We start from the raw sequence: 21,586 nt of genomic DNA, 5'->3' as shown, positions 1-21,586 counted from the left end.
CCAAAGAAATAGGACGGATTGCCCAGTTGTAGGGAAGTGTAATTTGTCACCACCGTCGCTCGACGCTGAACTGGGCGGATAGTGTGAGCGATCCGGTGCACCCGGCCAACGACGGTCGCGCACTGCTTACCGACTGACCGAGCGCCTTCTTGAGGGGGACAAGGCGCCGCGTGGCCCCGACGGAGGATGCAGACAACCGTGGACGCGCAAGGCCGTGGGCGGGCGGACAACATCGACCCCGCAGACCAGTGGGTACTCAACCCGAACACCGGCGATTACGAACTGCGACTGAACCCTTCCTCTGGGCAGTCGGCCGTACCCGGACCTCGCAGGTCTTCCCAACGCCCCACCGGGCGACGGGGACAGACCGGGCAAACCCGGCAGAACGGCAGGTCCCGTGAGGAACAGGACAGCCGCGAAGTGCCCGGCCAGCGCAGGCGGCGGGCCCCGCAGCCGGAGCCGGCCGGCAGGCGCCGGTCCAAGAGCAAGAAGAAGTCCAAGGGCAAGAAGGCGCTCCTGTGGACGGGCGGCGTCATGGCCTTCGTCCTGGTCGCCGGCGCGGGCGGGGCGTATCTCTATCTGCGCCACCTCGACGGCAACATCGACAAGCAGGACGTCGTCGGCGCGAAGAACGGCTTCAGCAAGGACGAGGCGTTCAACATCCTGCTGATCGGCACGGACAAGCGCACCGGCAAGGGCAACGCGGGCTACGGCGACAAGAACAGCGTCGGCCACGCGGACACCAACATCCTGCTGCATGTGGCCAAGGACCGTTCGAACGCGACCGCGTTGAGCATCCCGCGCGACCTCATCACCGACATCCCGGACTGCAAGGTGAGGGAGGACGGGGTGCTGAAGACGATCGGCGGAACGCCTGACACCCGCTTCAACACCAGCCTCGGCCAGAGCGGCCGGGACGCGGGCTGCACGATGGCAACGGTCAAGGCCATAACGGGAGTTCAGCCCGACCACTTCATGATGGCCGACTTCAACGCCGTCAAGACGCTGACGACGGCGGTCGGCGGTGTGGACATCTGTCTCGCCAAGGACGTCGACGACCCCGACTCGCACCTGAAGCTCTCCAAGGGCAAGCACACCGTGCAGGGCGAGCAGGCCCTCGCGTTCGTGCGCACCCGGCACAGCTTCGGCAACCAGGGCGACCTGGACCGCATCCAGCAGCAGCAGCAGTTCCTCGGATCGCTGATGCGCAAGATGAGCTCCGGCGACACGCTCACCAGCCCGAGCAAGCTGACGGGCCTGGCCGAGGCGGCGACCAAGGCGCTGACCGTGGACAGCGGGATAGGAAGCCTCACCGAGCTCAAGGACGTGGCCCTGGAGCTGAAGAAGGTGCCGCCGAAGAACATCACCTTCACCACGCTGCCCGTGATAGACAACCCCGCCGAGAAGGTCCACGCGACGGTCGTCGTCAACCCGGCCAAGGCGGACCCGCTGTTCGCGATGCTCCAGGACGACGTGTCCCTGACCGAGGTGGCGAAGGACAAGAAGGCCGCCAAGTCGAAGCAGGACGCGCTGCTCAAGGGCTCCCGCGCCGACGCCTCCGAGGTCCGGGTCGACATCTACAACGGCAGCGAGACCGTCGGCGCCGCGCAGGCGACGCTGACGTGGCTGCAGAACAACGAGGGCGTCCTCAAGTCGAGCCAGCTGGGCAACGCGCCGAAGAAGCTGCCGAAGACGACGCTCGAGTACTCGCCGGACCAGGCCGACCAGGCCCGCAAGCTCGCCGACATCATGGGGCTGCCCTCGTCCGCCATGAAGCCCGGCAAGAGCGAGAAGAACGACCAGGGTCTGCCGGCGATGATCCTGACCCTCGGAGCCGACTTCAAGGAGGCCGGGACACCCATCGCCGCCCCGGCCAAGGCGCCGGCGGACATCCAGAAGGCGACAGCGGACAAGACTGTGTGCGCCAAGTGACCAACCTCGGCCGCCTCTTGACTGTCTAACAGACAGGATCGGGGCGGCCGAGGTGTAGGCCGGGGGCGGGAGGGGTGGGGCATGAGGCAGAGCAGTGTGCGTGGGGACGGGCCGCGAGCACAGGACCGTCAGCGGGTCGGCTCGGGTGATCCGGGCCGGGGCGCCGGTCCGCACGAGGCCGGGGGGCCCGAGGGCAGACAGGGGCAGGGCAAAGGGCAGGGTGACGGCGGCAGGCCGCGCGGGCACCGGCGCGGCGGCGCGCGCCCGCGGCGCCGCAGACACCGGATATTGCGCTGGTTCTCGATCACTCTCGCCGTACTGATACTCGGCGCCGCGGGAGCGGGCTATCTCTGGTACGAGCATCTCAACAGCAACATCAAGACGGACAAGCTCAACATCGGCGAGCACCAGGCGGCGAAGCCGACGCCGAACGCGGCGGGCCAGACCCCGCTGAACATCCTGCTGATCGGCTCGGACGCGCGGGACACCAAGGCCAACCAGAAGCTCGGCGGCGCCAAGGAGACCTTCGGCGGCGTACCGCTCGCGGACGTGCAGATGCTGGTCCACCTGTCCGCGGACCGCACCAACATGTCGGTGGTGAGCATGCCGCGCGACACACTGCTGCAGTTGCCGAAGTGCACCGACCCGAAGACGGGCAAGGAGTACCCGGCCACGGTGGGGCGGCAGATGACGAACACGTCGCTCGGCCGCGGCGGCCCCGGCTGCACGGTGGCCACCTGGGAACTGCTGACCGGCATCCACATCGACCACTTCATGATGGTCGACTTCGCGGGCGTGGTCTCCATGGCGGACGCGATCGGCGGCGTACCGGTCTGCGTGGACGCCAACATCCTCTCCAAGGACAGCGAGGGCCACGGCTCGGGCCTGAAGCTGGCGAAGGGCACACACCCGGTCAAGGGCAAGCAGGCTCTGCAGTGGCTGCGTACGCGCTACGGCTTCGAGGACGGCAGCGACATCGCCCGTACCAAGGCGCAGCACATGTACATGAACTCGATGGTGCGCCAGATGCGGGAGAACGCCACCATCACCAACCCCGGCAAGCTGCGCACCCTCGCCGAGGAGGCCACCAAGGCGCTCCGCGTCGACGAGGGCCTCGACACGGTCAAGAAGCTCTACGACCTCAGCAACGAGCTGAAGAAGCCCGCGCCGGACCGCATCACGATGACGACGATGCCGTTCGTGTACGTGGGCGTGCGCGTGGCCCCGAAGCCGGGCGACGCGGAAAAGCTGTTCCGGCTTGTGCGCGAGGACGTGGCCCTGGACGGCAAGGACAAGAAGAAGGCGCCGCCCAAGGAGTCGGACGACCCGGCGGCGCCCGACGGCGAGATCGCGGTGCAGGTGCAGAACGGCACGCGGACGGCGGAGCTGCCCGCGGTGTCGGGCCGGGCGAGCACGGTGTCTCAGATCCTGGCCACGAAGGGCTTCACGAAGGCGTCCGCCGACCAGTCGGTGTCGCTGAGCGAGGAGAAGACGGTCATCCGCTTCCCGAGCGTCGACCTGGAGGGCGATGCCCAGCGGGTCGCCAAGTCCCTTGGTGTTCCGCTGAGTTCGGTGAAGCAGTCGACCGGCGTCTCAGGGGTGACGCTCATCGTGGGCGACGACTGGCGGGAGGGGAACACCTACCCGAAGTCCTCGAAGGACGACGACACCACCCCGGACACCGCGCTCGCGCTCAACGGGTCGGACAAGAAGGCCTGCATGAAGGTGAACAAGAACTTCACCTGGTGACACGGGCCAAAGCTCCGGGGCCGAGCTGCTCGGCCCCGGAGCCGGCAGACGTAAGGCTCACGCCTCGCTGAGTACCGCGGGGCGGCGCGACGCGATGACCTTCTTCGCGAGGGAGCGCGGGCTGGTCAGGAAGCCCCAGCCCCACGACATGTGCATCGTGGCGAGCGCGACCGGGATCTGCAGGCGCGCCTTCAGCGGCAGCCCCTTGCCGGCCGGCACCGAACCGGCCGCGATGGCCGCCAGGTAGCCGCCCGGGATCACGAAGCCCCACGGCGTCACGAGCGCGCCCACGACGACACCCGCGGCGATCGCGCACACGGCGGCCGGCGGCGCGAGGTAGCGCAGGTTGATCGAGCCCTCGTGGTAGCGGGCGACGACATGGCGCCAGCGGCCGTAGTCCTTGTACTGCTTGGCGAGCGCCTTCACGCTGGGCCGCGGCCGGTACGAGACCTTCAGCTCGGGCGAGAACCAGATCAGGCCGCCGGCCTCGCGGATGCGGAAGTTCAGCTCCCAGTCCTGGGCGCGGATGAACTCCACGTTGTAGCCGCCCTGCTGTTCGAGCGCCTCGCGCCGGAAGACACCCAGGAACACGGTCTCGGCCTGCTGGGCCTCGCCGCCCGTGTGGAAGGCCGCGTTCCCGACGCCGATCTTCGAGGTCATGGCGGCGGCGACCGCGTTCTCCCAGTCGTTCTCGCCCTCGGCGTGCATGATGCCGCCGACGTTCTGCGCGCCGGTCTCCTCAAGGAGGCGGACGGCCGTCGCGATGTAGTTCGGCGAGAGCATGCCGTGCCCGTCGACGCGCACCACGATGGGGTGGCGGGACGCCTCGATCGCGGCGTTCAGCGCCGCGGGCGTACGGCCCGTGGGGTTCGCCACGGTGTGGACCCTGGGGTCCTCGCGGACGAGTTGCGCGGCGATCTCGTCCGTGCGGTCCGAGGACGGGCCGAGCGCGACCACGACCTCCATCTCGCCGCCGTACTCCTGCGCCAGGATCGCCTCGACGGCTCCGCGCAGGTGCCGCTCCTCGTTGAGGACGGGCATGATCACCGATACGGGCGGAAGCTGCTTGTCGGAATTCGCGTTCATCAGGCGTCACGTTACCGCTAATGGGGGACACCGGCGCGCGCCGCCGTGGTCACTGCCGCGGGCAGGAGATCGTATGGGCCTACGGTGCTCGCGATCCCACGCCCACCTTCTCGGAGGTGTCCCCACGTGCCCACTCCGCCGACCCGCTCCCCCGCACGCCCGCCGCGTCCCCCACGGCAGGAGCGCCATCGTCCCCCCGTGCCCGCCCCCGTACGGAGGAGGAAGCCGCGGTGGGCCATGCGGGTGGCGACGACGGTCTCGGTCACGGTGCTCGCGGCCGCCGGGATCGGGCACGCGATCGTCACCGGGCTCGACACGGACATCAACCGCATCGACCCCTTCAAGGACATGAAGAACCGTCCCTCCGGCGGCCACGGGATGAATGTGCTGCTCGTCGGCACCGACGGCCGCGACAAGATCACCCCGGCGGAGAGGAAGCAGTACCGGCTGGGCGGAGCTCCCTGTCACTGCACGGACACGATCATGATCGTGCACCTCTCCGCCGACAAGGACCGCGCGAGCATCGTCAGCCTGCCCCGGGACTCGTACGCCGAGATCCCCCCGCACACCGACCAGACGACGGGCGAGCAGCACCACCAGCACCCGGTGAAGCTCAACGCGGCGTACGCGGAGGGCGGGCCCCATCTGACCGTGCGCACCGTCGAGCACATGACCGGCGTGAAGATCGACCACTATATGGAGGTCGACTTCACCAGCTTCATGAAGACGGTGGACGTGCTCGGCGGCGTCGAGATCTGCACGGCGCATCCGCTCAAGGACTCGTACACCGGGCTCGACATGGCCGTCGGCACGCACACGCTCGACGGCGGCCAGGCCCTCCAGTACGTGCGCGCCCGGCACACCGACGGGGCGGGCGACCTGGGCCGGATGCAGCGCCAGCAGCGCTTCCTCGCCGCGCTCATCGCGAAGGCCACGTCGTCCGGGGTGCTCCTGAACCCGGTGAAATTCCGCGATGTGGCCCACACGCTGCTCAGTTCCGTGCGCGCGGACAAGGGGTTCGGCACGGACCAGATGGTCGGGCTCGGACAGGCGATGCAGGGGTTCTCGCCGTCGTCGTCGGAGTTCACGACCGTGCCGATCAGCGAAGCCAGCTTCCCGGTCAAGGGCATCGGCTCGACGGTGAAGTGGGACCCGGCGAAGTCCACGAAGCTGTTCAAGGCGCTGCGCGAGGACAAACCGCTCGCCGTGCACCACACGAAGAAGAAGGAGACGGTCGTCGGCGTCGCCCCGCAGCAGATCCGCGTCCAGGTCGAGAACGGCACGATGACGCCGGGGCTCGGCAGGAAGGTGGACGCGGGGCTGCGGGGGACGGGGTTCCGCACGAGCGGTACGCCGATGAACGCGGTGCAGCGCACCGCCCAGCACACGGCGATCCTCTACGACCCGCGCTGGGACCAGTCGGCGAAGGCGCTGGCGACGGCGTTGCCGGGGGCGCAGCTGCAGGCGGTGAAGGGACAGGGTGCGGTACTGAAGGTGCTGGCCGGCCCGGACTTCAAGGCCGTGCGCGCGGTGCGGGCCGAGGACTCGCGCCAGGGCGAGTTCGGGGCGGTGACCGGGGACCAGGTGGTGTGCGGCTGACGCCGGTCCGCCTCCGGAAGGGCTCAGTCCTCGATGCCGTCGGCCGCGCGCTGCTGCCGCAGTTCCATGATCGCCCGGCGGCGCGCGAGCCGGTGCTGGCGGCGGATCTGGGCCTCCTGGTAGCGCCGCTTGTCGCGCTCGCTCTCCGGCAGGACCGGCGGCACCGAGCGCGGCTTGCCGTCGCCGTCGACCGCGGCGAACACGAGGTAGGCGGAGCCGACCTGCTGCGCCGGCGTCGACTCGTTCCAGCGCTCGGCGAGGACCCGGACCCCGACCTCCATGGAGGTCCGGCCCGTCCAGTTGACCTGAGCCTTCACATGGATCAGGTCGCCCACGCGCACCGGCTCCAGGAAGACCATCTCGTCCATGGAGGCGGTGACGGCGGGGCCGCCGGAGTGCCGGCCTGCCACGGCGCCCGCCGCGTCGTCGACCAGTTTCATGATCACGCCACCATGTACCGTTCCGAGCAGGTTGGTGTCGTTATGGGTCATGATGTGCGACAACGTCGTACGGGAAGCTGAGGTCGGCTTACCCGGAATTTCGGATTCCGTGCCGCGGGCCTGGTCTGTCATGGCCTCCACCTTATGCCGGGCAGGACACGGGTTGTTTTGTGTCAGCTCTGCAACAGCCCGGGTCCGATTCCCCACCCACCCTTGTGGGGCACACAGCACCGGACGGCACACTGTGGCCATGAATGATTGGCCAGAGGGTTGGGGCGACAGTCAGGGCGGCGACCGCGGTTACGGTCGCGGCAGTGCCGGCGCGCGCCCCGAGGGCGCCCGCGCGATGCCGCACGTGCAGCGCGGACAGGGCGGCGGCTCCCGCCGCTCCGCGCCGCCCCGGCCGACGGTGCCGGCGCAGCCCTCGTACGGCGAGGGCTACGGGGACCAGTACGACAGCGGCTACAACACCGGCCAGGTCTACGGCGGTGGCGGCGGGCGCCGCGGCGGCAGCGGCTACGTACCGAACGACAACGACCCGGCCGACGGTTACGCGCCCCCGCGGCCGCGGCCGAACTGGCGCCGGCGCATCAAGTGGGCCGTCCTCACCCTCGTCGTCGTGTTCCTCGGTGTGAGCATAGGCACGTACTTCTGGGCCGACTCGAAGCTCAACCGCGACGTCGACCTCTCCAAGGTCATCGAACGGCCCGAGACCGGCAAGGGCACCAACTACCTCATCGTCGGCACGGACAGCCGGGCCGGAATGTCCGACGAGGAGAAGAAGAAGCTGCACACCGGGTCCGCCGAGGGCAAGCGCACGGACACGATGATGATCCTGCACACCGGCGACAACGGCAGCACGATGATCTCCCTGCCGCGTGACTCGAACGTCACCATCCCGTCCTACAAGGGCTCGGACTCCGGCAAGCTCTACCCGAACCAGGGCCGCCAGGTGAAGCTCAACGCCGCGTACGCGGAGGACGGCCCCGAACTGCTCGTGCGGACCGTCGAGTTCAACACCGGGCTGCACATCGACCACTACGCGGAGATCGGCTTCGGCGGCTTCGCGAAGATCGTGGACGCGGTCGGCGGCGTCGAGATGAACCTGAAGGAGGGCTTCAAGGACAAGTGGTCCGGAGCCGACTTCCAGAAGGGCAAGCAGACGCTGAACGGCCAGCAGGCCCTCGCCTTCGTCCGTACGCGCCACGCGTTCGCGGCGAGCGACCTCCAGCGCACCAAGAACCAGCAGGCGTTCCTGTCGGCGCTGGCCCACCAGGTGGCCACCCCGTCGACGGTCCTGAACCCGTTCAAGCTCTACCCGACGATGGGGGCGGGCCTCGACTCGCTCGTCGTCGACAAGGACATGAGCCTGTGGGACCTCGGCTCGATGTTCTTCGCCATGAAGGGCGTCACCGGCGGCGACGGCAAGTCGATGAACATGCCGGTCTCCGGCTCCGTCAACGGCAACCTCGTCTGGGACAAGACCAAGGTCAAGCAGCTGGTGGGCGAGCTCAAGGACGACGCGCCGGTGACGGTGTCGGGCAACTGACGTAAGAAACGGGGCAGTTGGACCGGGGCCGGATCTCCGACCCGGGTCTGCTGCCCCGGTCCTCTCCGGCCGTTCGGCGCCGATCACGTTGCCGTGCTCGTCCACCCATCCGCGTCCGGTCTGCTCCTGAAGAGTCGTCCCGCCTGCCGTTGGACGGCAAAAAAACAAAGGCAAGGAGAGCCCTCTCCTTGCCACTCTCAACTTATAGCGCGGTGGGGGACTTGCCGCAAGGCCCAGGTCATGGCGCAGAATCGGCGGCCTGCAGTTGCGGGTGCCCGGCGCGGAGGTGCGGGGGTGCTCGGCAAGAGGTCCGACGGAGTGGGAGAGGCGCCGGTGACTCGATCGGCCACCGCAGTACAACGGAGCACGGCTGCCTCGGAGGTGACGCGATGAGTGAGCGGTACGTGTTGGATCTTCAAGAGGTCGGCGAGACGCAGGTCGCGGTCGTCGGTGGCAAGGGCGCGCACCTGGGCGGGCTGTCGCGGATCGAAGGCGTCCGCGTCCCGGACGGCTTCTGCGTCACGACGGACGCCTTCCGGCGGGTCATGGCGGAAGCGTCGATCGACGAGCGGCTCGATCAGCTGTCGCGCCTGAACCCGGACGACCGGGAGGCGATCCGCACGCTCAGCGCGGAGATCCGCCGGACCATCGAGGGGATCGCCGTCCCGGACGATCTCGCGGCGGCGATCACCCGCGCGCTCGGCCGGCGAGGCGAGCCCGGCGAGCAGGCCGCCTACGCCGTCCGGTCCAGCGCGACGGCAGAGGACCTGCCCACGGCCTCCTTCGCCGGCCAGCAGGACACGTATTTGAACGTCATGGGGCCGACGGCGATCCTCCAGCACGTCAGCCGGTGCTGGGCCTCGCTGTTCACCGAGCGGGCCGTGACCTACCGCCAGCGCAACGGCATCGACCACCGTACGGTCCACATGGCCGTGGTCGTGCAGCAGATGGTCTTCCCGCATGCGGCCGGCATCCTGTTCACGGCCGACCCCGTCACGGGCAACCGGAAGGTCGCCACCGTGGACGCCGGCTTCGGCCTCGGCGAGGCCCTGGTCTCCGGCCTGGTGAACCCGGACGTCTTCAAGGTGCGAAACGGCGAGGTCGTGGCCAAGGCGATCGCCGCCAAACAGCGTGCGGTTCACGCCCTGCCCGGCGGCGGTACGCAGGAAGTGGCGGTCGACTCGCAGCGGCAGGAGCAGCCGGCGCTGACGGACGCTCAGGCCGTGCGGCTCGTGCAGCTCGGGCGGCGGATCGAAGCGCACTTCGGGCGCCCGCAGGACATCGAATGGTGCCTGGCCGACGATGACTTCCAGATCGTTCAGAGCCGGCCGATCACGACGCTGTTCCCCGTCCCCGAGGCCGGCGACCAGGAGAATCACGTCTACGTCTCCGTCGGTCATGGGCAGATGATGACCGACCCCATGAAGCCCCTGGGGTTCTCCATGTGGCAGCTGACGGCCATGGTGCCGATGCACGAGGCCGGCGGGAGGCTGTTCGTCGACGTCACCCGGCGCCTGGCCTCACCCGCGAGCCGCGCCGGCCTCCTGGACGCCATGGGGAAGGGCGATCCGCTGATCAGGAACGCTCTGGAGACCGTCCTCGAACGCGACGATTTCGTCCCGTCGCTCCCGGACGCGGGCCCCGGCGGGCCGCCGGCCGGCGGTGCGCCCGCCCCGATCGAGACCGATCCGGCCGTCGTCACCAAGCTGATCGAGCGCAGCGAGGTGTCCATCGCCGCCCTGGAGCGCGACGTCCGGACGAAGACCGGACCGGCGCTGTTCGACTTCCTGCTGGAGGCCTTCGAGGAGCACAAGCGGGTCCTCAGTGATCCGCTGAGCTTTCAGGCGATCATGGCGGGGATGGAGGCCACCTGGTGGCTCAACGACCAGCTGCAGGAGTGGCTGGGCGAGAAGAACGCGGCTGACACGCTGACCCTGTCCGCCCCCGACAACATCACGTCGGAGATGGGCCTTGCGCTGCTCGACGTCGCGGACGTGATCCGCCCGCGGCCGGAGGTGGTGACGTTCCTGCAGGGCGTCGAGAACGCCGATTACGCCGGGGACACAGCCTTCCTGGACGAGCTGGCGAAAGTCGCGGGCGGGACCGAAGCGCGCGACGCCGTCGAGGCCTACCTCGACCGGTACGGCATGCGCTGTGTCGGCGAGATCGACATCACGAGGCCCCGTTGGCGCGAGCGCCCCACCACGCTCGTGCCCGTGATCCTCGACAACGTCAGGAACTTCGGGCCGGGCGCCGCCGAGCGGCGCTTCGAGCAGGGGCGGCAGAAGGCGCAGCAGAAGGAACAGGACGTGCTGTCCCGCTTGCGGGCCCTGCCGGACGGGGACCGGAAGGCCGACGAGACCAAGCGGATGATCGACCGGGTCAGAACCTTCATCGGGTACCGGGAGTACCCCAAGTACGGCATCATCAGCCGCTACTTCGTCTACAAGCAGGCCCTCCTGGAGGAGGCCGGGCGCCTCGTGCAGGCGGGCGTGCTTCCTGAGAAGGAGGACATCTTCTACCTCACGTTCCAGGAACTCCGCGACGTCGTGCGCTCGAACCAGGTGGACGACCGGCTCATCGAGGAGCGCAAGGACGCGTTCCGGTCGTACCACGCGCTCACCCCGCCCCGGGTGCTCACATCGGACGGCGAGGCCGTCACCGGGGCGTACCGGCGCGACGACGTGCCGGACGGCGCCCTGATCGGCGTACCTGTCTCCGCCGGGACCATCGAGGGAAGGGCCCGCGTCATCCTCGACATGGCGAAGGCCGATCTCGAAGCGGGCGACATCCTCGTCACGGCCTTCACGGACCCGAGCTGGTCGCCGCTGTTCGTCGGAATCGCAGGACTGGTGACGGAGGTGGGCGGCCTGATGACCCATGGCGCGGTGATCGCCCGGGAGTACGGCCTGCCGGCCGTCGTGGGCGTGGAGCAGGCCACCCGGCTGATCCGGGACGGGCAGCGGATCCGCGTGCACGGAACCGACGGGTACGTCGAGATCCTGCCCTGACCGGCCACACCGGAATTCAGACACGAACGGCCCCCGGCATCACGCCGGGGGCCGTGGTGTCTGTGCAGGTCAGAAGCGGCCCCGAGGTCAGTGTCAGCCCAGTACCGGCCCAGGATCTCCTGCGCAGCGAAACCCTTGTTACGGCAGGTTCCTGGCCATCACGATCCGCTGGACCTGATTCGTGCCTTCATAAATCTGCGTGATCTTCGCGTCGCGCATCATGCGCTCGACCGGGTAGTCGCGGGTGTAGCCGTAGCCGCCGAGGAGCTGGACGGCGTCCGTGGTGACCTCCATGGCGACGTCCGAGGCGAAGCACTTGGCCGCGGCGCCCTGGAAGGTGAGGTCCGCGTCGCCGCGCTCCGACTTGGCCGCGGCCTGGTACGTCAGCGCGCGGGCCGCCTCGATCTTCATCGCCATGTCGGCGAGCATGAACTGGATGCCCTGGAAGTCGGCGATCGGCTTGCCGAACTGCTTGCGCTCCTTGACGTAGCCCTTGGCGTAGTCGAGGGCGCCCTGGGCGATGCCGAGGGCCTGGGCCGCGATGGTGACGCGGGTGTGGTCCAGGGTCTTCATCGCCGTGGCGAAGCCGGTGCCCTCCTCGCCGATCATGCGGTCGGCGGGGATGCGAACGTTGTCGAGGTAGACCTCGCGCGTCGGGGAGCCCTTGATGCCGAGCTTCTTCTCCGGGGCGCCGAAGGAGACGCCCTCGTCGGACTTCTCGACGACGAAGGCGGAGATGCCCTTCGAGCGCTTGGTCGGGTCGGTGACGGCCATCACCGTGTAGTACTCGGACTCGCCGGCGTTGGTGATCCAGCGCTTGACGCCGTTGAGGACCCAGGAGTCGCCGTCGCGGACCGCGCGCGTCTTCATGCCCGCGGCGTCCGAGCCCGCGTCCGGCTCGGAGAGGCAGTACGAGAACATGCCCTCGCCCTTGGCGAGCGGCGTCATGTACTTCTTCTTCAGCTCCTCGGAGCCGGAGAGGATGACGGGCAGCGAGCCCAGCTTGTTCACGGCCGGGATGAGGGAGGAGCTCGCGCAGACGCGGGCCACTTCCTCGATCACGATGACGGTCGCGAGGGCGTCGGCTCCGGCGCCCCCGTAGGACTCCGGTACGTGCACCGCCTGGAGGTCGTTCGCGACGAGGGCGTCGAGGGCCTCCTGCGGGAAACGCGCCTCCTCGTCCACCGCCGCGGCGAACGGCGCGATCTTGGCCTCGCACAGGGCCCGCACGGACTCGCGGAGCATGTCGTGCTCTTCGGCCGGACGGTACAGGTCGAATTCAGGCGATCCTGCCAAGGTGTCTCACGCTCCAAAGACGCTAATTACCGTTAAGTAACCCAAATTTTATGCGTCTGCCCACCAGAGGGATACGTGAGCTACGCGACAGCGGAAACAGGCCCCGTGAGGGCCCGCGTCACGCCCGACTATGCTCGGGGCCGCACTGCAGCCGTACACCTCTGGAGCTCTCATGGCCTTGAAGATCACCGTGATCGGCACCGGCTACCTCGGCGCCACGCACGCCGCTGCCATGGCCGAACTCGGCTTCGAGGTGCTGGGGCTCGATGTCGTGCCCGAGAAGATCGAGATGCTCACGCGGGGCGAGGTCCCCATGTACGAGCCCGGTCTCGAGGAACTGCTGCGCAAGCACGTCGCCGGGATCGAGGGATCGACCGGGCGGCTGCGCTTCACCATGGACTGGGCCGAGGTCGCCGAGTTCGGTGACGTCCACTTCGTGTGCGTGAACACCCCGCAGAAGCACGGCGAGTACGCCTGCGACATGTCGTACGTCGACGCCGCGGTGGAGTCGCTGGCCAAGCACCTGGGCAAGCCGGCGCTCGTCGTCGGCAAGTCGACCGTGCCCGTCGGCAGCGCCGAGCGCCTCGCGGCCCGCATCCTGGAGCTGGCGCCCGCGGGCGGCGAGGTCGAGCTGGCCTGGAACCCGGAGTTCCTGCGCGAGGGCTTCGCGGTGGGCGACACCCTGCACCCGGACCGGATCGTGGTCGGTGTGCGCAGCGACCGCGCCGAGAAGACCCTGCGCGAGGTGTACGCGACGCCGGTCGGGCAGGGCTCGCCGTTCGTGGTGACGGACTTCCCGACGGCCGAGCTGGTCAAGACGGCCGCCAACTCGTTCCTGGCGACGAAGATCTCCTTCATCAACGCGATGGCCGAGGTCTGCGAGGCCGCGGGCGGTGACGTCGCGAAGCTCGCGGAGGCGATCGGCTACGACGAGCGGATCGGGTCCAAGTTCCTGCGGGCCGGGATCGGCTTCGGCGGCGGCTGTCTGCCCAAGGACATCCGGGCGTTCATGGCGCGCGCCGGTGAGCTGGGCGCGGACCAGGCGCTGACGTTCCTGCGCGAGATCGACTCCATCAACATGCGGCGCCGCGGGCAGATGGTCGAGATGACCCGTGAGGCGCTCGGCGGGGGTTCGTTCCTGGGCAAGCGGGTCGCGGTGCTCGGCGCCACGTTCAAGCCGGACTCCGACGACGTACGCGACTCACCGGCGCTCAACGTCGCCGGGCAGATCCACCTCCAGGGCGGCCAGGTCACGGTCTACGACCCGAAGGGCATGGACAACGCGCGGCGTCTGTTCCCCACGCTCGGCTACGCGGAGTCCGCCGACGCGGCCGTGCGGGGCGCGGACGTGGTGCTGCATCTGACGGAGTGGAGCGAGTTCCGCGAGCTCGACCCGGCGGCGCTCGGCGCGCTGGCCGGCACGCGGCTGATCCTCGACGGGCGCAACGCGCTGGACCCGGTGCTGTGGCGCGAGGCCGGCTGGACGTACCGGGCCATGGGCCGCCCCGCCGCCTAGAGCCTGTCGACATCGCCGGGCAGGCGGGAATCCGACGACAGGCCCCAGAGCCTGTCGTGTGCGGGAGCATGCAGTAACGCGGTTACCTCATGCACGCCTCTACGGGTAACCCTCACACCGAGGAGATGTCATGGCTCTCGCCACGCTGGGTGTCGTCGTCCTGGACTGTCCCGAACCGCGCGCGCTCGCCGATTTCTACGCGGAGGTGCTCGGCGGCACCGTGACGAGCGACGACGGCACGTGGGTCGACCCGGAGGTGCCGGGCGGCCGGCCGCTCGCGTTCCAGGCGGCGCCCGACTTCGTGGCACCGTCCTGGCCCGCGCCCGACCGGCCGCAGCAGTTCCACCTGGACCTCACGGTCGAGGACCTCGACACGGCGGAGAAGGGCGTGCTGGCCCTGGGCGCGAGGGTCCTCGACGCGGAGGACCGCTCGCGCACCTGGAGGGTCTACGCGGACCCGGCAGGGCACCCGTTCTGCCTGTGCGCCTGCTGAGTCCGCTCCCCCGGCCGCCCGTCAGGTGTCGAGGAGTTCGATCCTCGCCGTCGACGGCGGGCGGCGCAGCGCGGCCGCTCGTGCCGCGAACTCCGTCTCGCGCAGCACGCGTTGGACGTTGCCCCACGTGAGCTGTGCCAGATCGGAGTCCGGCCAGCCCCGCCCGATCAGTTCCGCGATGAGGTGCGGATAGCGCGAGACGTCGGCGAGGCCGTCCGGGTGCACGGCTCCGGTGTCGTACCCGCCCGAGAGGCCGACGGACTCCGGGCCCGCCACCCGCCGCACATGGTCCAGATGGTCGGCGACGTCGCCGAGTTCGGGTCCTGTGCGCTCCGCGGAGCACGGCACGAGGCACACGCCCTTGGCCGCGCCGAGGTCGGCGAGCAGATCGTCGGGGACGTTGTCGGGGTGGCTGTTGAGGGCGTGGGCCCCTGAGTGGGTGAGGATCACCGGGGCCTTGGTGAGCGCGAGGACCCGGCGGGCCGTGCGCACGGAGGCGCCGGTGAGGTCGGCGAGGACGCCGATCCGGTTCATCTCGCGCACCACCTCGTCACCGAACCGGGTCAGCCCCGCCTCCGTGGCCCAGGAGGTGCCGGTGAGGGTGAGCACGCGCAGACCGAGCGTGTGCAGGGCGCGCAGCGTGGCGAGGGAGTCCCCGATCGCGGCGGCCGGTGCGGGGCCCATGAGGACGGGGATGCGGCCGTAGTCGCGGGCGTCGCACGACTCGGAGGCGGAGCGGGCCAGGCGCAGGCCCTCGGGGTGGTCGGCCACGACCTGCTTGGCGAGGTCGAGCTGTTCGAGGACCGCGGTGACCGGGTGTTCGGAGTGCGCCGTGCCGGGCAGCGGGCGCAGCGTCCACAGGAGGGCGCCGACACCTCCGTCACGCAGCCGGGGCAGGTCGGTGTCGACCGAGCTGTCGCCCAGTTCGAGGTCGTACCAGGGCAGGGTGCGCAGCGTTGCGGGCAGACCGCAGTAGCCGTCGGCGACGGGGTGGGTCGTGAGGAGGGCACGGGCGCGGGCGAGCCTGTCGTCCGCAGGGGGCTCGGGAGCCTCCTCGGTCGGTGAGGCGAGCTCGTCGAGCTCTCCTATCTCGGCGGTGGCGGTCAGTTCGTCCTGCAGGTCTGCCATGGCAAAGCTCCGGGCGTCGACGGTGTCGGCAGTAAAGTTCACCGTCACACGCATGGGCCCGCAGCCACCTGGTGGGCGGCGCGTTCGGGCGACACCGGGCCGCCCAAACCTCCGGAGCGGAAGCACTCCGGAGGTTTTGGACAGGCCGTTCAGCCGTCGAGCTGCTCCAGCGTCGCGTTCGACGGACCGCGGCGGGACTGCTCGTCCCGGGCCACGTCCTCCGCCGCGCCGAGGACCCGTACCGCGTTCTGCCAGGTCAGCTTGGCGAGGTCGGGGTCCGACCAGCCGCGGTCGACGAGCTCCGCGATCAGGTTCGGGTAGCCCGAGACGTCGCCGAGGCCGTCCGGCAGGAACGCCGTGCCGTCGTAGTCGCCGCCGATGCCGATGTGGTCGACGCCGGCGACCTCGCGCATGTGGTCGAGGTGGTCGGCGACCGTGGAGACGGTGGCGACCGGACGCGGGCGCGCCTCCTCGAACGCGCGGTGGAGCTTCATGGCCTCCGGCGACGTGTCCAGGTGGTGGAAGCCGTGCGCACGCAGATTCTCGTCCGCGGCGGCCGTCCAGTCGACGGCGGCCTGGAGGACGAACTTCGGCACGAACGTGGCCATCGCGACGCCGCCGTTCGCGGGCAGCCGCTCCAGCACGTCGTCCGGGATGTTGCGCGGGTGGTCGCACACCGCGCGCGAGGACGAGTGGGAGAAGATCACCGGCGCGACCGAGGTGTCGAGCGCGGCCCGCATCGTGGTCGCCGCCACGTGCGAGAGGTCGACGAGCATGCCGGCCCGGTTCATCTCCCGTACGACCTCGTGGCCGAAGGGCGAGAGTCCGCCGACGCCCGGCTCGTCCGTCGCCGAGTCCGCCCACGCGATGTTGTCGTTGTGCGTGAGCGTCATGTAGCGCACGCCCAAAGTGTGCAGCGCGCGCAGCGTGGCCAGCGAGTTGTCGATGGAGTGGCCGCCCTCGGCGCCCATGAGGGACGCGATACGGCCCTCGGTGCGGGCGGCCTCCATGTCGGCGGCTGTCAGCGCGCGGCGCAGGTCTGCCGGGTAGCGCTCGATCAGCTGCTGGACGCAGTCGATCTGCTCCAGGGTGGCGCTGACCGCCACGTCACCCGCCATGTCCGAGCGCACGTACACGGACCAGAACTGCGCGCCGACCCCGCCGGCCCGCAGCCGGGCCAGGTCGGTGTGCAGATGCGCGCTCTGGTCGACGGCGATGTCCCGCGCGTCGATGTCGTACGCGACCTGCTCACGCAGCGCCCACGGCAGGTCGTTGTGGCCGTCGACGACGGGGAAGTCGGCGAGTATCGCGCGGGCCCGTTCCAGGGAGGTGGTCATCGCGGTCACTTCCCGAAGCCGAAGCCGGACGCGCCGTCGACCTTGGCGCGCAGCCGCTTGCCCTTCTCCGTGGCCTGGTCGTTCAGCTCCTGCTGGAACTCCCGCATGCGGCCGAGGAGTTCCTCGTCGTGCGTGGCGAGGATGCGGGCCGCGAGGAGGCCCGCGTTGCGCGCGCCGCCGACGGAGACGGTGGCGACGGGGACGCCCGCGGGCATCTGCACGATGGACAGCAGGCTGTCCATGCCGTCGAGGTACTTCAGCGGGACCGGGACGCCGATGACGGGCAGCGGGGTCACGGAGGCGAGCATGCCCGGCAGATGGGCGGCTCCCCCGGCTCCCGCGATGATCGCCTTGAGGCCGCGGCCGTCCGCCTGCTCGCCGTACGCGATCATTTCGCGCGGCATGCGGTGCGCGGAGACGACATCCACCTCGTAGGGGATCTCGAACTCGTCGAGAGCCTGGGCGGCGGCCTCCATGACGGGCCAGTCGGAGTCGGAACCCATGACAATGCCAACGACAGGGGACGTGCTCATTCGGTGATCGTTCCTCTGAGGTAGCCGGCTGCGTGACGGGCGCGCTCCAGCACGTCGTCCAGGTCGTCGCCGTAGGTGTTGACGTGGCCGACCTTGCGTCCGGGCTTCACGTCCTTGCCGTACATGTGGATCTTGAGCTTCGGGTCGCGGGCCATGCAGTGCAGGTACGCGGAGTACATGTCCGGGTAGTCGCCGCCGAGGACGTTGCACATGACCGTCCAGGGGGCGCGCGGGCGCGGGTCGCCGAGGGGGAGGTCGAGGACGGCGCGGACGTGGTTCGCGAACTGCGAGGTCACGGCCCCGTCCTGGGTCCAGTGGCCGGAGTTGTGCGGGCGCATCGCCAGTTCGTTGACCAGGATGCGGCCGTCGCGGGTCTCGAAGAGCTCGACCGCGAGGTGCCCGACGACACCGAGCTCCTTCGCGATGCCGAGCGCCAGCTGCTCGGCGCGCAGGGCGAGGTTCTCGTCGAGGCCGGGGGCGGGCGCGATCACCGTGTCGCACACGCCGTCGACCTGCTGGGACTCGACGACGGGGTAGGCCACGGCCTGGCCGTGCGGGGAGCGGACGACATTGGCCGCGAGCTCCCGTACGAAGTCGACCTTCTCCTCCGCGAGGACGGGGACGCCGGCCTTGAAGGGCTCGGCCGCGTCCTCCAGGGACCGTACGAACCACACCCCCTTCCCGTCATAGCCACCGCGCACCGTCTTGAGGATCACGGGGAACCCGTCACCGCCGTCGGTGGCGCCCTCCGCCGCGAAGGCCGCCACGTCGGCAGGGTCCTTCACGAGGCGGTGGCGCGGGCAGGGAGCGCCGATCTGAGTGAGCTTCGCGCGCATCACACCCTTGTCCTGGGCGTGCACCAGCGCCTCGGGTCCGGGGCGCACGGGGATACCGTCCGCCTCCAGAGCCCGCAGGTGCTCCGTGGGCACGTGCTCGTGATCGAAGGTGATCACGTCACAGCCCCGCGCGAAGTCACGCAGCGTGTCCAGGTCGCGATAGTCGCCTATGACGACATCGCTGACGACCTGCGCCGCGGAATCCTGAGGAGTGTCACTGAGGAGCTTGAACTTGATGCCGAGCGGGATGCCCGCCTCGTGTGTCATACGAGCGAGCTGCCCCCCGCCGACCATGCCGACTACCGGGAACGTCACACCCCCAGGGTATCGGCCACGCCGCGGTGCCAGGATTAGGCGTCCCCAGGCGCCCGACCTGCCGCCTGGTTAGCATGACTGAGTCGATATATCGGAACTACGGGGGCTGGGGCGAGCACGATGAACGGACCTGCCACTTGGCGTGCGCGGCTCGACCGGCTCGGTCGCGAGGTCGCCAAATTCGGTGCCGTGGGCGCGCTCGGAACCCTGGTGAACTTCGGCGTCTCCAACTTTCTGTGGCACACCACGAACCTTCAGGCGGTGCGGGCGAACATCATCGCCACGGTCATCGCCATCGCGTTCAACTACGTGGGGTTCCGCTACTTCACCTACCGTGACCGCGACAAGAGTGGCCGGACGCGGGAGCTCTCGCTGTTCCTGGCGTTCAGCGCGGTCGGCCTGGTGATCGAGAACGGCGTCCTGTACATGGCGATCTACGGCTTCGGCTGGGACAGCTCGCTGCAGCGCAACGTCTTCAAGTTCGTCGGCATCGGCATCGCGACGCTGTTCCGGTTCTGGTCGTACCGCACGTGGGTCTTCAAGACCATGCCCGGCCGCGAGGCCGTCGCCCGCGCCGAATCGTTCCTGGAGGCCGGGGACGGGCGGGACGGGCGCGAGGACCGCCGCTCCGACATCCAGCGCACCCACCGCTGACCGGGACCGCTCACCAGCCGGCCGGCTAGCGAACCGTCTCCGTCCCCTCACCCGGCGCCGGCTTCTTCAGCGGCGTACGCGACAGGAACAGACCGAACACCGGCGGATTCGTCTGGAGCATCTCCAGGCGGCCCCCGTCCGCCTCGGCCAGGTCGCGGGCGACCGCGAGGCCGATGCCCGTCGAGTTGCGGCCGCTGATGGTCCGCTCGAAGATCCGCGCCCCCAGGTCCCCCGGCACCCCGGGACCCTCGTCCGTGACCTCGACGACGGCCTGGTTGCCGATGACTCGGGTGCGCAGCGCGACCGTGCCACCGCCGTGCATGAGCGAGTTCTCGATCAGCGCGGCGAGCACCTGGGCGACGGCGCCCGGCGTCCCCACGGCCTTCAGATGCCGCTTGCCCGAGGAGACGATGGCGCGGCCCGCGCTGCGGTAGGCCGGGCGCCACTCCTCCAGCTGCTGCTTGATGACCTCGTCCAGGTCGAAGGAGACCGCGGACCCCGTACGCGGGTCGCGCGAGTTGGTCAGCAGCCGCTCCACGACGTCCGTGAGCCGCTCGACCTGCGCGAGGGCGATCGTCGCCTCCTCCTTCACCGTGTCCAGGTCATCGGTGACGGTGATCTCCTCCAGGCGCATGGAGAGCGCCGTGAGGGGCGTACGGAGCTGGTGCGAGGCGTCGGCCGCCAGGCGCCGCTCGGCGGTCAGCATGCGGGCGATCCGCTCGGCGCTGGAGTCGAGGACGTCGGCGACCCGGTCCAGCTCGGCCACCCCGTAGCGGCGGTGGCGCGGGCGGGGGTCGCCCGAGCCGAGGCGCTCCGCGGTGGACGCGAGGTCGGTGAGCGGGGACGTGAGCCGGTTGGCCTGGCGTACGGCGAGCAGGACCGCGGCGATGACGGCGAGCAGCGCCACCCCGGCGATGATCAGCAGCGTGCGGCCGACCTCGCGGGTGACGGAGGAGCGGGGCTCCTCGACGGTGACCGTCTCGCCCTTCTCGCCCTTGGCGGTGGCCTGGATGACTTCCCCTTCGGGACGCTCACCGATCTCGATGGGGGCGCGCCCCGGCAGCTCGATCCTGGCGTACCGGTCGGGGCCGACCTGGTTCCTCAGGATCGCGCCGGTGACCTCTTCGTCACCGAGGAGCCGGCTGTCGACGATGCTGACGAGCCGGACCGCCTCGGAGTCCACCCGCTCCTGGGCGCTGTTGGTGATCGTGCGGGTCTCGACGATGACGAGCGAGACCCCGAAGACAGCGATCACGACGAGCACGACGGCGAGCGTGGAGTTGATCAGACGGCGGCGCATAGCTGTACCAGTACGTCAGCTCTTCTCGAAACGGAAGCCGACGCCGCGCACCGTGGCGATGTAGCGCGGGTTGGCGGCGTCGTCGCCGAGCTTCTTGCGCAGCCAGGAGATGTGCATGTCGAGGGTCTTCGTCGACGACCACCACGTGGTGTCCCAGACCTCGCGCATCAGCTGGTCGCGCGTGACGACCCGGCCGGCGTCGCGCACCAGGACCCGCAGCAGGTCGAACTCCTTGGCGGTGAGCTGGAGTTCCTCGTCGCCCATCCACGCGCGGTGCGACTCGACGTCGATGCGGACGCCGTGCGTGGCGGGCGGCTGCTGGGGCTCGGCGGCGCCGCGCCGCAGCAGGGCCCGTACGCGGGCGAGCAGTTCGGCGAGGCGGAACGGCTTGGTGACGTAGTCGTCGGCGCCGGCGTCCAGGCCGACGACGGTGTCCACCTCGTCGGCGCGGGCGGTCAGGATGAGGACGGGCACCGTGTGCCCCTCGGCGCGCATCCGCCGGGCGACCTCCAGGCCGTCCATGCCGGGCAGCCCCAGGTCGAGTACGACGAGGTCGATGCTGCCCTGAAGTCCCGCGTCGAGCGCGGTCGGGCCGTCCTCACGCACTTCGACCTCGTAACCCTCCCTGCGCAGGGCACGGGCCAGCGGCTCCGAGATGGACGCGTCGTCCTCGGCGAGCAGTACACGGGTCATGCAGTGATGGTAGTCCGCGCCGGACGGCCGCCGGGAGGTGATCCGGCAGGGCCGTGACCTGGCCGGGCGGACCTGCGGCTGTGGGATGAGATCCTGGAGGACGCCTTCGAATCCGCGCG

General features: G+C 69.8%; 17 protein-coding genes. 8 read left to right on the top strand and 9 right to left on the bottom strand.

What is annotated here, in order from left to right:
* The first annotated feature begins 198 nt into the window (after positions 1-198).
* Both OG698_RS27690 and OG698_RS27685 read left to right on the top strand, forming a co-directional pair.
* Positions 199-1,932, top strand: a complete 1,734-nt coding sequence (locus OG698_RS27690) for an LCP family protein (RefSeq protein WP_406106135.1) — start codon at positions 199-201, stop codon at positions 1,930-1,932.
* Positions 1,933-2,013: 81 nt separating this feature from the next.
* Positions 2,014-3,681 carry an LCP family protein gene (locus OG698_RS27685; RefSeq protein ID WP_406106133.1) on the top strand — a complete coding sequence of 556 codons (1,668 nt, stop codon included), beginning with the start codon at positions 2,014-2,016 and terminating at the stop codon, positions 3,679-3,681.
* 57 nt (positions 3,682-3,738) lie between these two features.
* Here OG698_RS27685 and OG698_RS27680 read toward each other — a convergent pair whose 3' ends face one another.
* Positions 3,739-4,767, bottom strand: a complete 1,029-nt coding sequence (locus tag OG698_RS27680; protein WP_406106131.1) for a glycosyltransferase family 2 protein — start codon at positions 4,765-4,767, stop codon at positions 3,739-3,741.
* Positions 4,768-5,004: 237 nt separating this feature from the next.
* On the opposite strand from OG698_RS27680, the gene OG698_RS27675 reads away from it, so the two are divergent.
* Positions 5,005-6,366: an LCP family protein gene (locus OG698_RS27675; RefSeq protein ID WP_406106130.1), complete on the top strand. Its 1,362-nt coding sequence runs from the start codon at positions 5,005-5,007 to the stop codon at positions 6,364-6,366.
* Positions 6,367-6,389: 23 nt separating this feature from the next.
* On the opposite strand, the gene OG698_RS27670 is transcribed toward OG698_RS27675, so the two are convergent.
* Positions 6,390-6,938: an acyl-CoA thioesterase gene (locus OG698_RS27670; RefSeq protein ID WP_406106128.1), complete on the bottom strand. Its 549-nt coding sequence runs from the start codon at positions 6,936-6,938 to the stop codon at positions 6,390-6,392.
* A gap of 118 nt (positions 6,939-7,056) precedes the next feature.
* On the opposite strand from OG698_RS27670, the gene OG698_RS27665 reads away from it, so the two are divergent.
* Positions 7,057-8,355 carry an LCP family protein gene (locus OG698_RS27665; protein WP_406106126.1) on the top strand — a complete coding sequence of 433 codons (1,299 nt, stop codon included), beginning with the start codon at positions 7,057-7,059 and terminating at the stop codon, positions 8,353-8,355.
* Positions 8,356-8,744: 389 nt separating this feature from the next.
* The gene (gene rph / locus OG698_RS27660; protein ID WP_406106124.1) at positions 8,745-11,366 is read left to right on the top strand and encodes a rifamycin-inactivating phosphotransferase; all 2,622 of its coding nucleotides are present in this window, start codon (positions 8,745-8,747) and stop codon (positions 11,364-11,366) included.
* Between the two features lie 138 nt (positions 11,367-11,504).
* Here the strand turns inward: rph and OG698_RS27655 are convergent, their stop codons facing one another.
* Positions 11,505-12,662, bottom strand: coding sequence for an acyl-CoA dehydrogenase (locus tag OG698_RS27655; RefSeq protein ID WP_406106122.1), 1,158 nt, complete (start codon positions 12,660-12,662; stop codon positions 11,505-11,507).
* A gap of 172 nt (positions 12,663-12,834) precedes the next feature.
* Here OG698_RS27655 and OG698_RS27650 point away from each other — a divergent pair, with 172 nt between their 5' ends.
* Together OG698_RS27650 and OG698_RS27645 are read left to right on the top strand one after the other, a co-directional pair.
* Positions 12,835-14,178 (top strand): UDP-glucose dehydrogenase family protein, encoded by a 1,344-nt coding sequence (locus tag OG698_RS27650; RefSeq protein ID WP_406106120.1) that lies wholly within the window; start codon positions 12,835-12,837, stop codon positions 14,176-14,178.
* Between the two features lie 130 nt (positions 14,179-14,308).
* Positions 14,309-14,671, top strand: coding sequence for a VOC family protein (locus tag OG698_RS27645; protein ID WP_406106118.1), 363 nt, complete (start codon positions 14,309-14,311; stop codon positions 14,669-14,671).
* 21 nt (positions 14,672-14,692) lie between these two features.
* On the opposite strand, the gene OG698_RS27640 is transcribed toward OG698_RS27645, so the two are convergent.
* From OG698_RS27640 to OG698_RS27625, 4 genes are all read right to left on the bottom strand, one after another.
* On the bottom strand, positions 14,693-15,799 hold the full coding sequence (locus tag OG698_RS27640) for a dipeptidase (RefSeq protein ID WP_406106116.1): 1,107 nt from the start codon (positions 15,797-15,799) through the stop codon (positions 14,693-14,695).
* 149 nt (positions 15,800-15,948) lie between these two features.
* Entirely contained in the window at positions 15,949-17,136 is a 1,188-nt protein-coding gene (locus OG698_RS27635; RefSeq protein WP_100597946.1) for a dipeptidase, read from the bottom strand.
* A gap of 5 nt (positions 17,137-17,141) precedes the next feature.
* A complete protein-coding gene (gene purE / locus OG698_RS27630; protein ID WP_389488345.1) occupies positions 17,142-17,669 on the bottom strand; it encodes a 5-(carboxyamino)imidazole ribonucleotide mutase in 528 nt (175 codons plus the stop codon).
* Entirely contained in the window at positions 17,666-18,820 is a 1,155-nt protein-coding gene (locus tag OG698_RS27625) for a 5-(carboxyamino)imidazole ribonucleotide synthase (protein WP_406106115.1), read from the bottom strand. The genes purE and OG698_RS27625 overlap by 4 nt, the downstream gene beginning before the upstream one ends.
* Before the next feature lie 120 nt (positions 18,821-18,940).
* Here OG698_RS27625 and OG698_RS27620 point away from each other — a divergent pair, with 120 nt between their 5' ends.
* Positions 18,941-19,474 (top strand): GtrA family protein, encoded by a 534-nt coding sequence (locus OG698_RS27620; RefSeq protein WP_399977801.1) that lies wholly within the window; start codon positions 18,941-18,943, stop codon positions 19,472-19,474.
* A 25-nt stretch (positions 19,475-19,499) separates the two neighbouring features.
* On the opposite strand, the gene OG698_RS27615 is transcribed toward OG698_RS27620, so the two are convergent.
* On the bottom strand, positions 19,500-20,774 hold the full coding sequence (locus tag OG698_RS27615; RefSeq protein WP_406106113.1) for an ATP-binding protein: 1,275 nt from the start codon (positions 20,772-20,774) through the stop codon (positions 19,500-19,502).
* Positions 20,775-20,789: 15 nt separating this feature from the next.
* Positions 20,790-21,467 carry a response regulator transcription factor gene (locus tag OG698_RS27610; protein WP_100597941.1) on the bottom strand — a complete coding sequence of 226 codons (678 nt, stop codon included), beginning with the start codon at positions 21,465-21,467 and terminating at the stop codon, positions 20,790-20,792.
* Positions 21,468-21,586: the final 119 nt, after the last annotated feature.

It is taken from the genome of Streptomyces sp. NBC_01003 (assembly GCF_045162695.1).
Lineage (GTDB): Bacteria > Actinomycetota > Actinomycetes > Streptomycetales > Streptomycetaceae > Streptomyces.
Note: the sequence above shows the minus strand (reverse complement) of the source record. Positions and strands in the feature narration are given on the sequence as shown.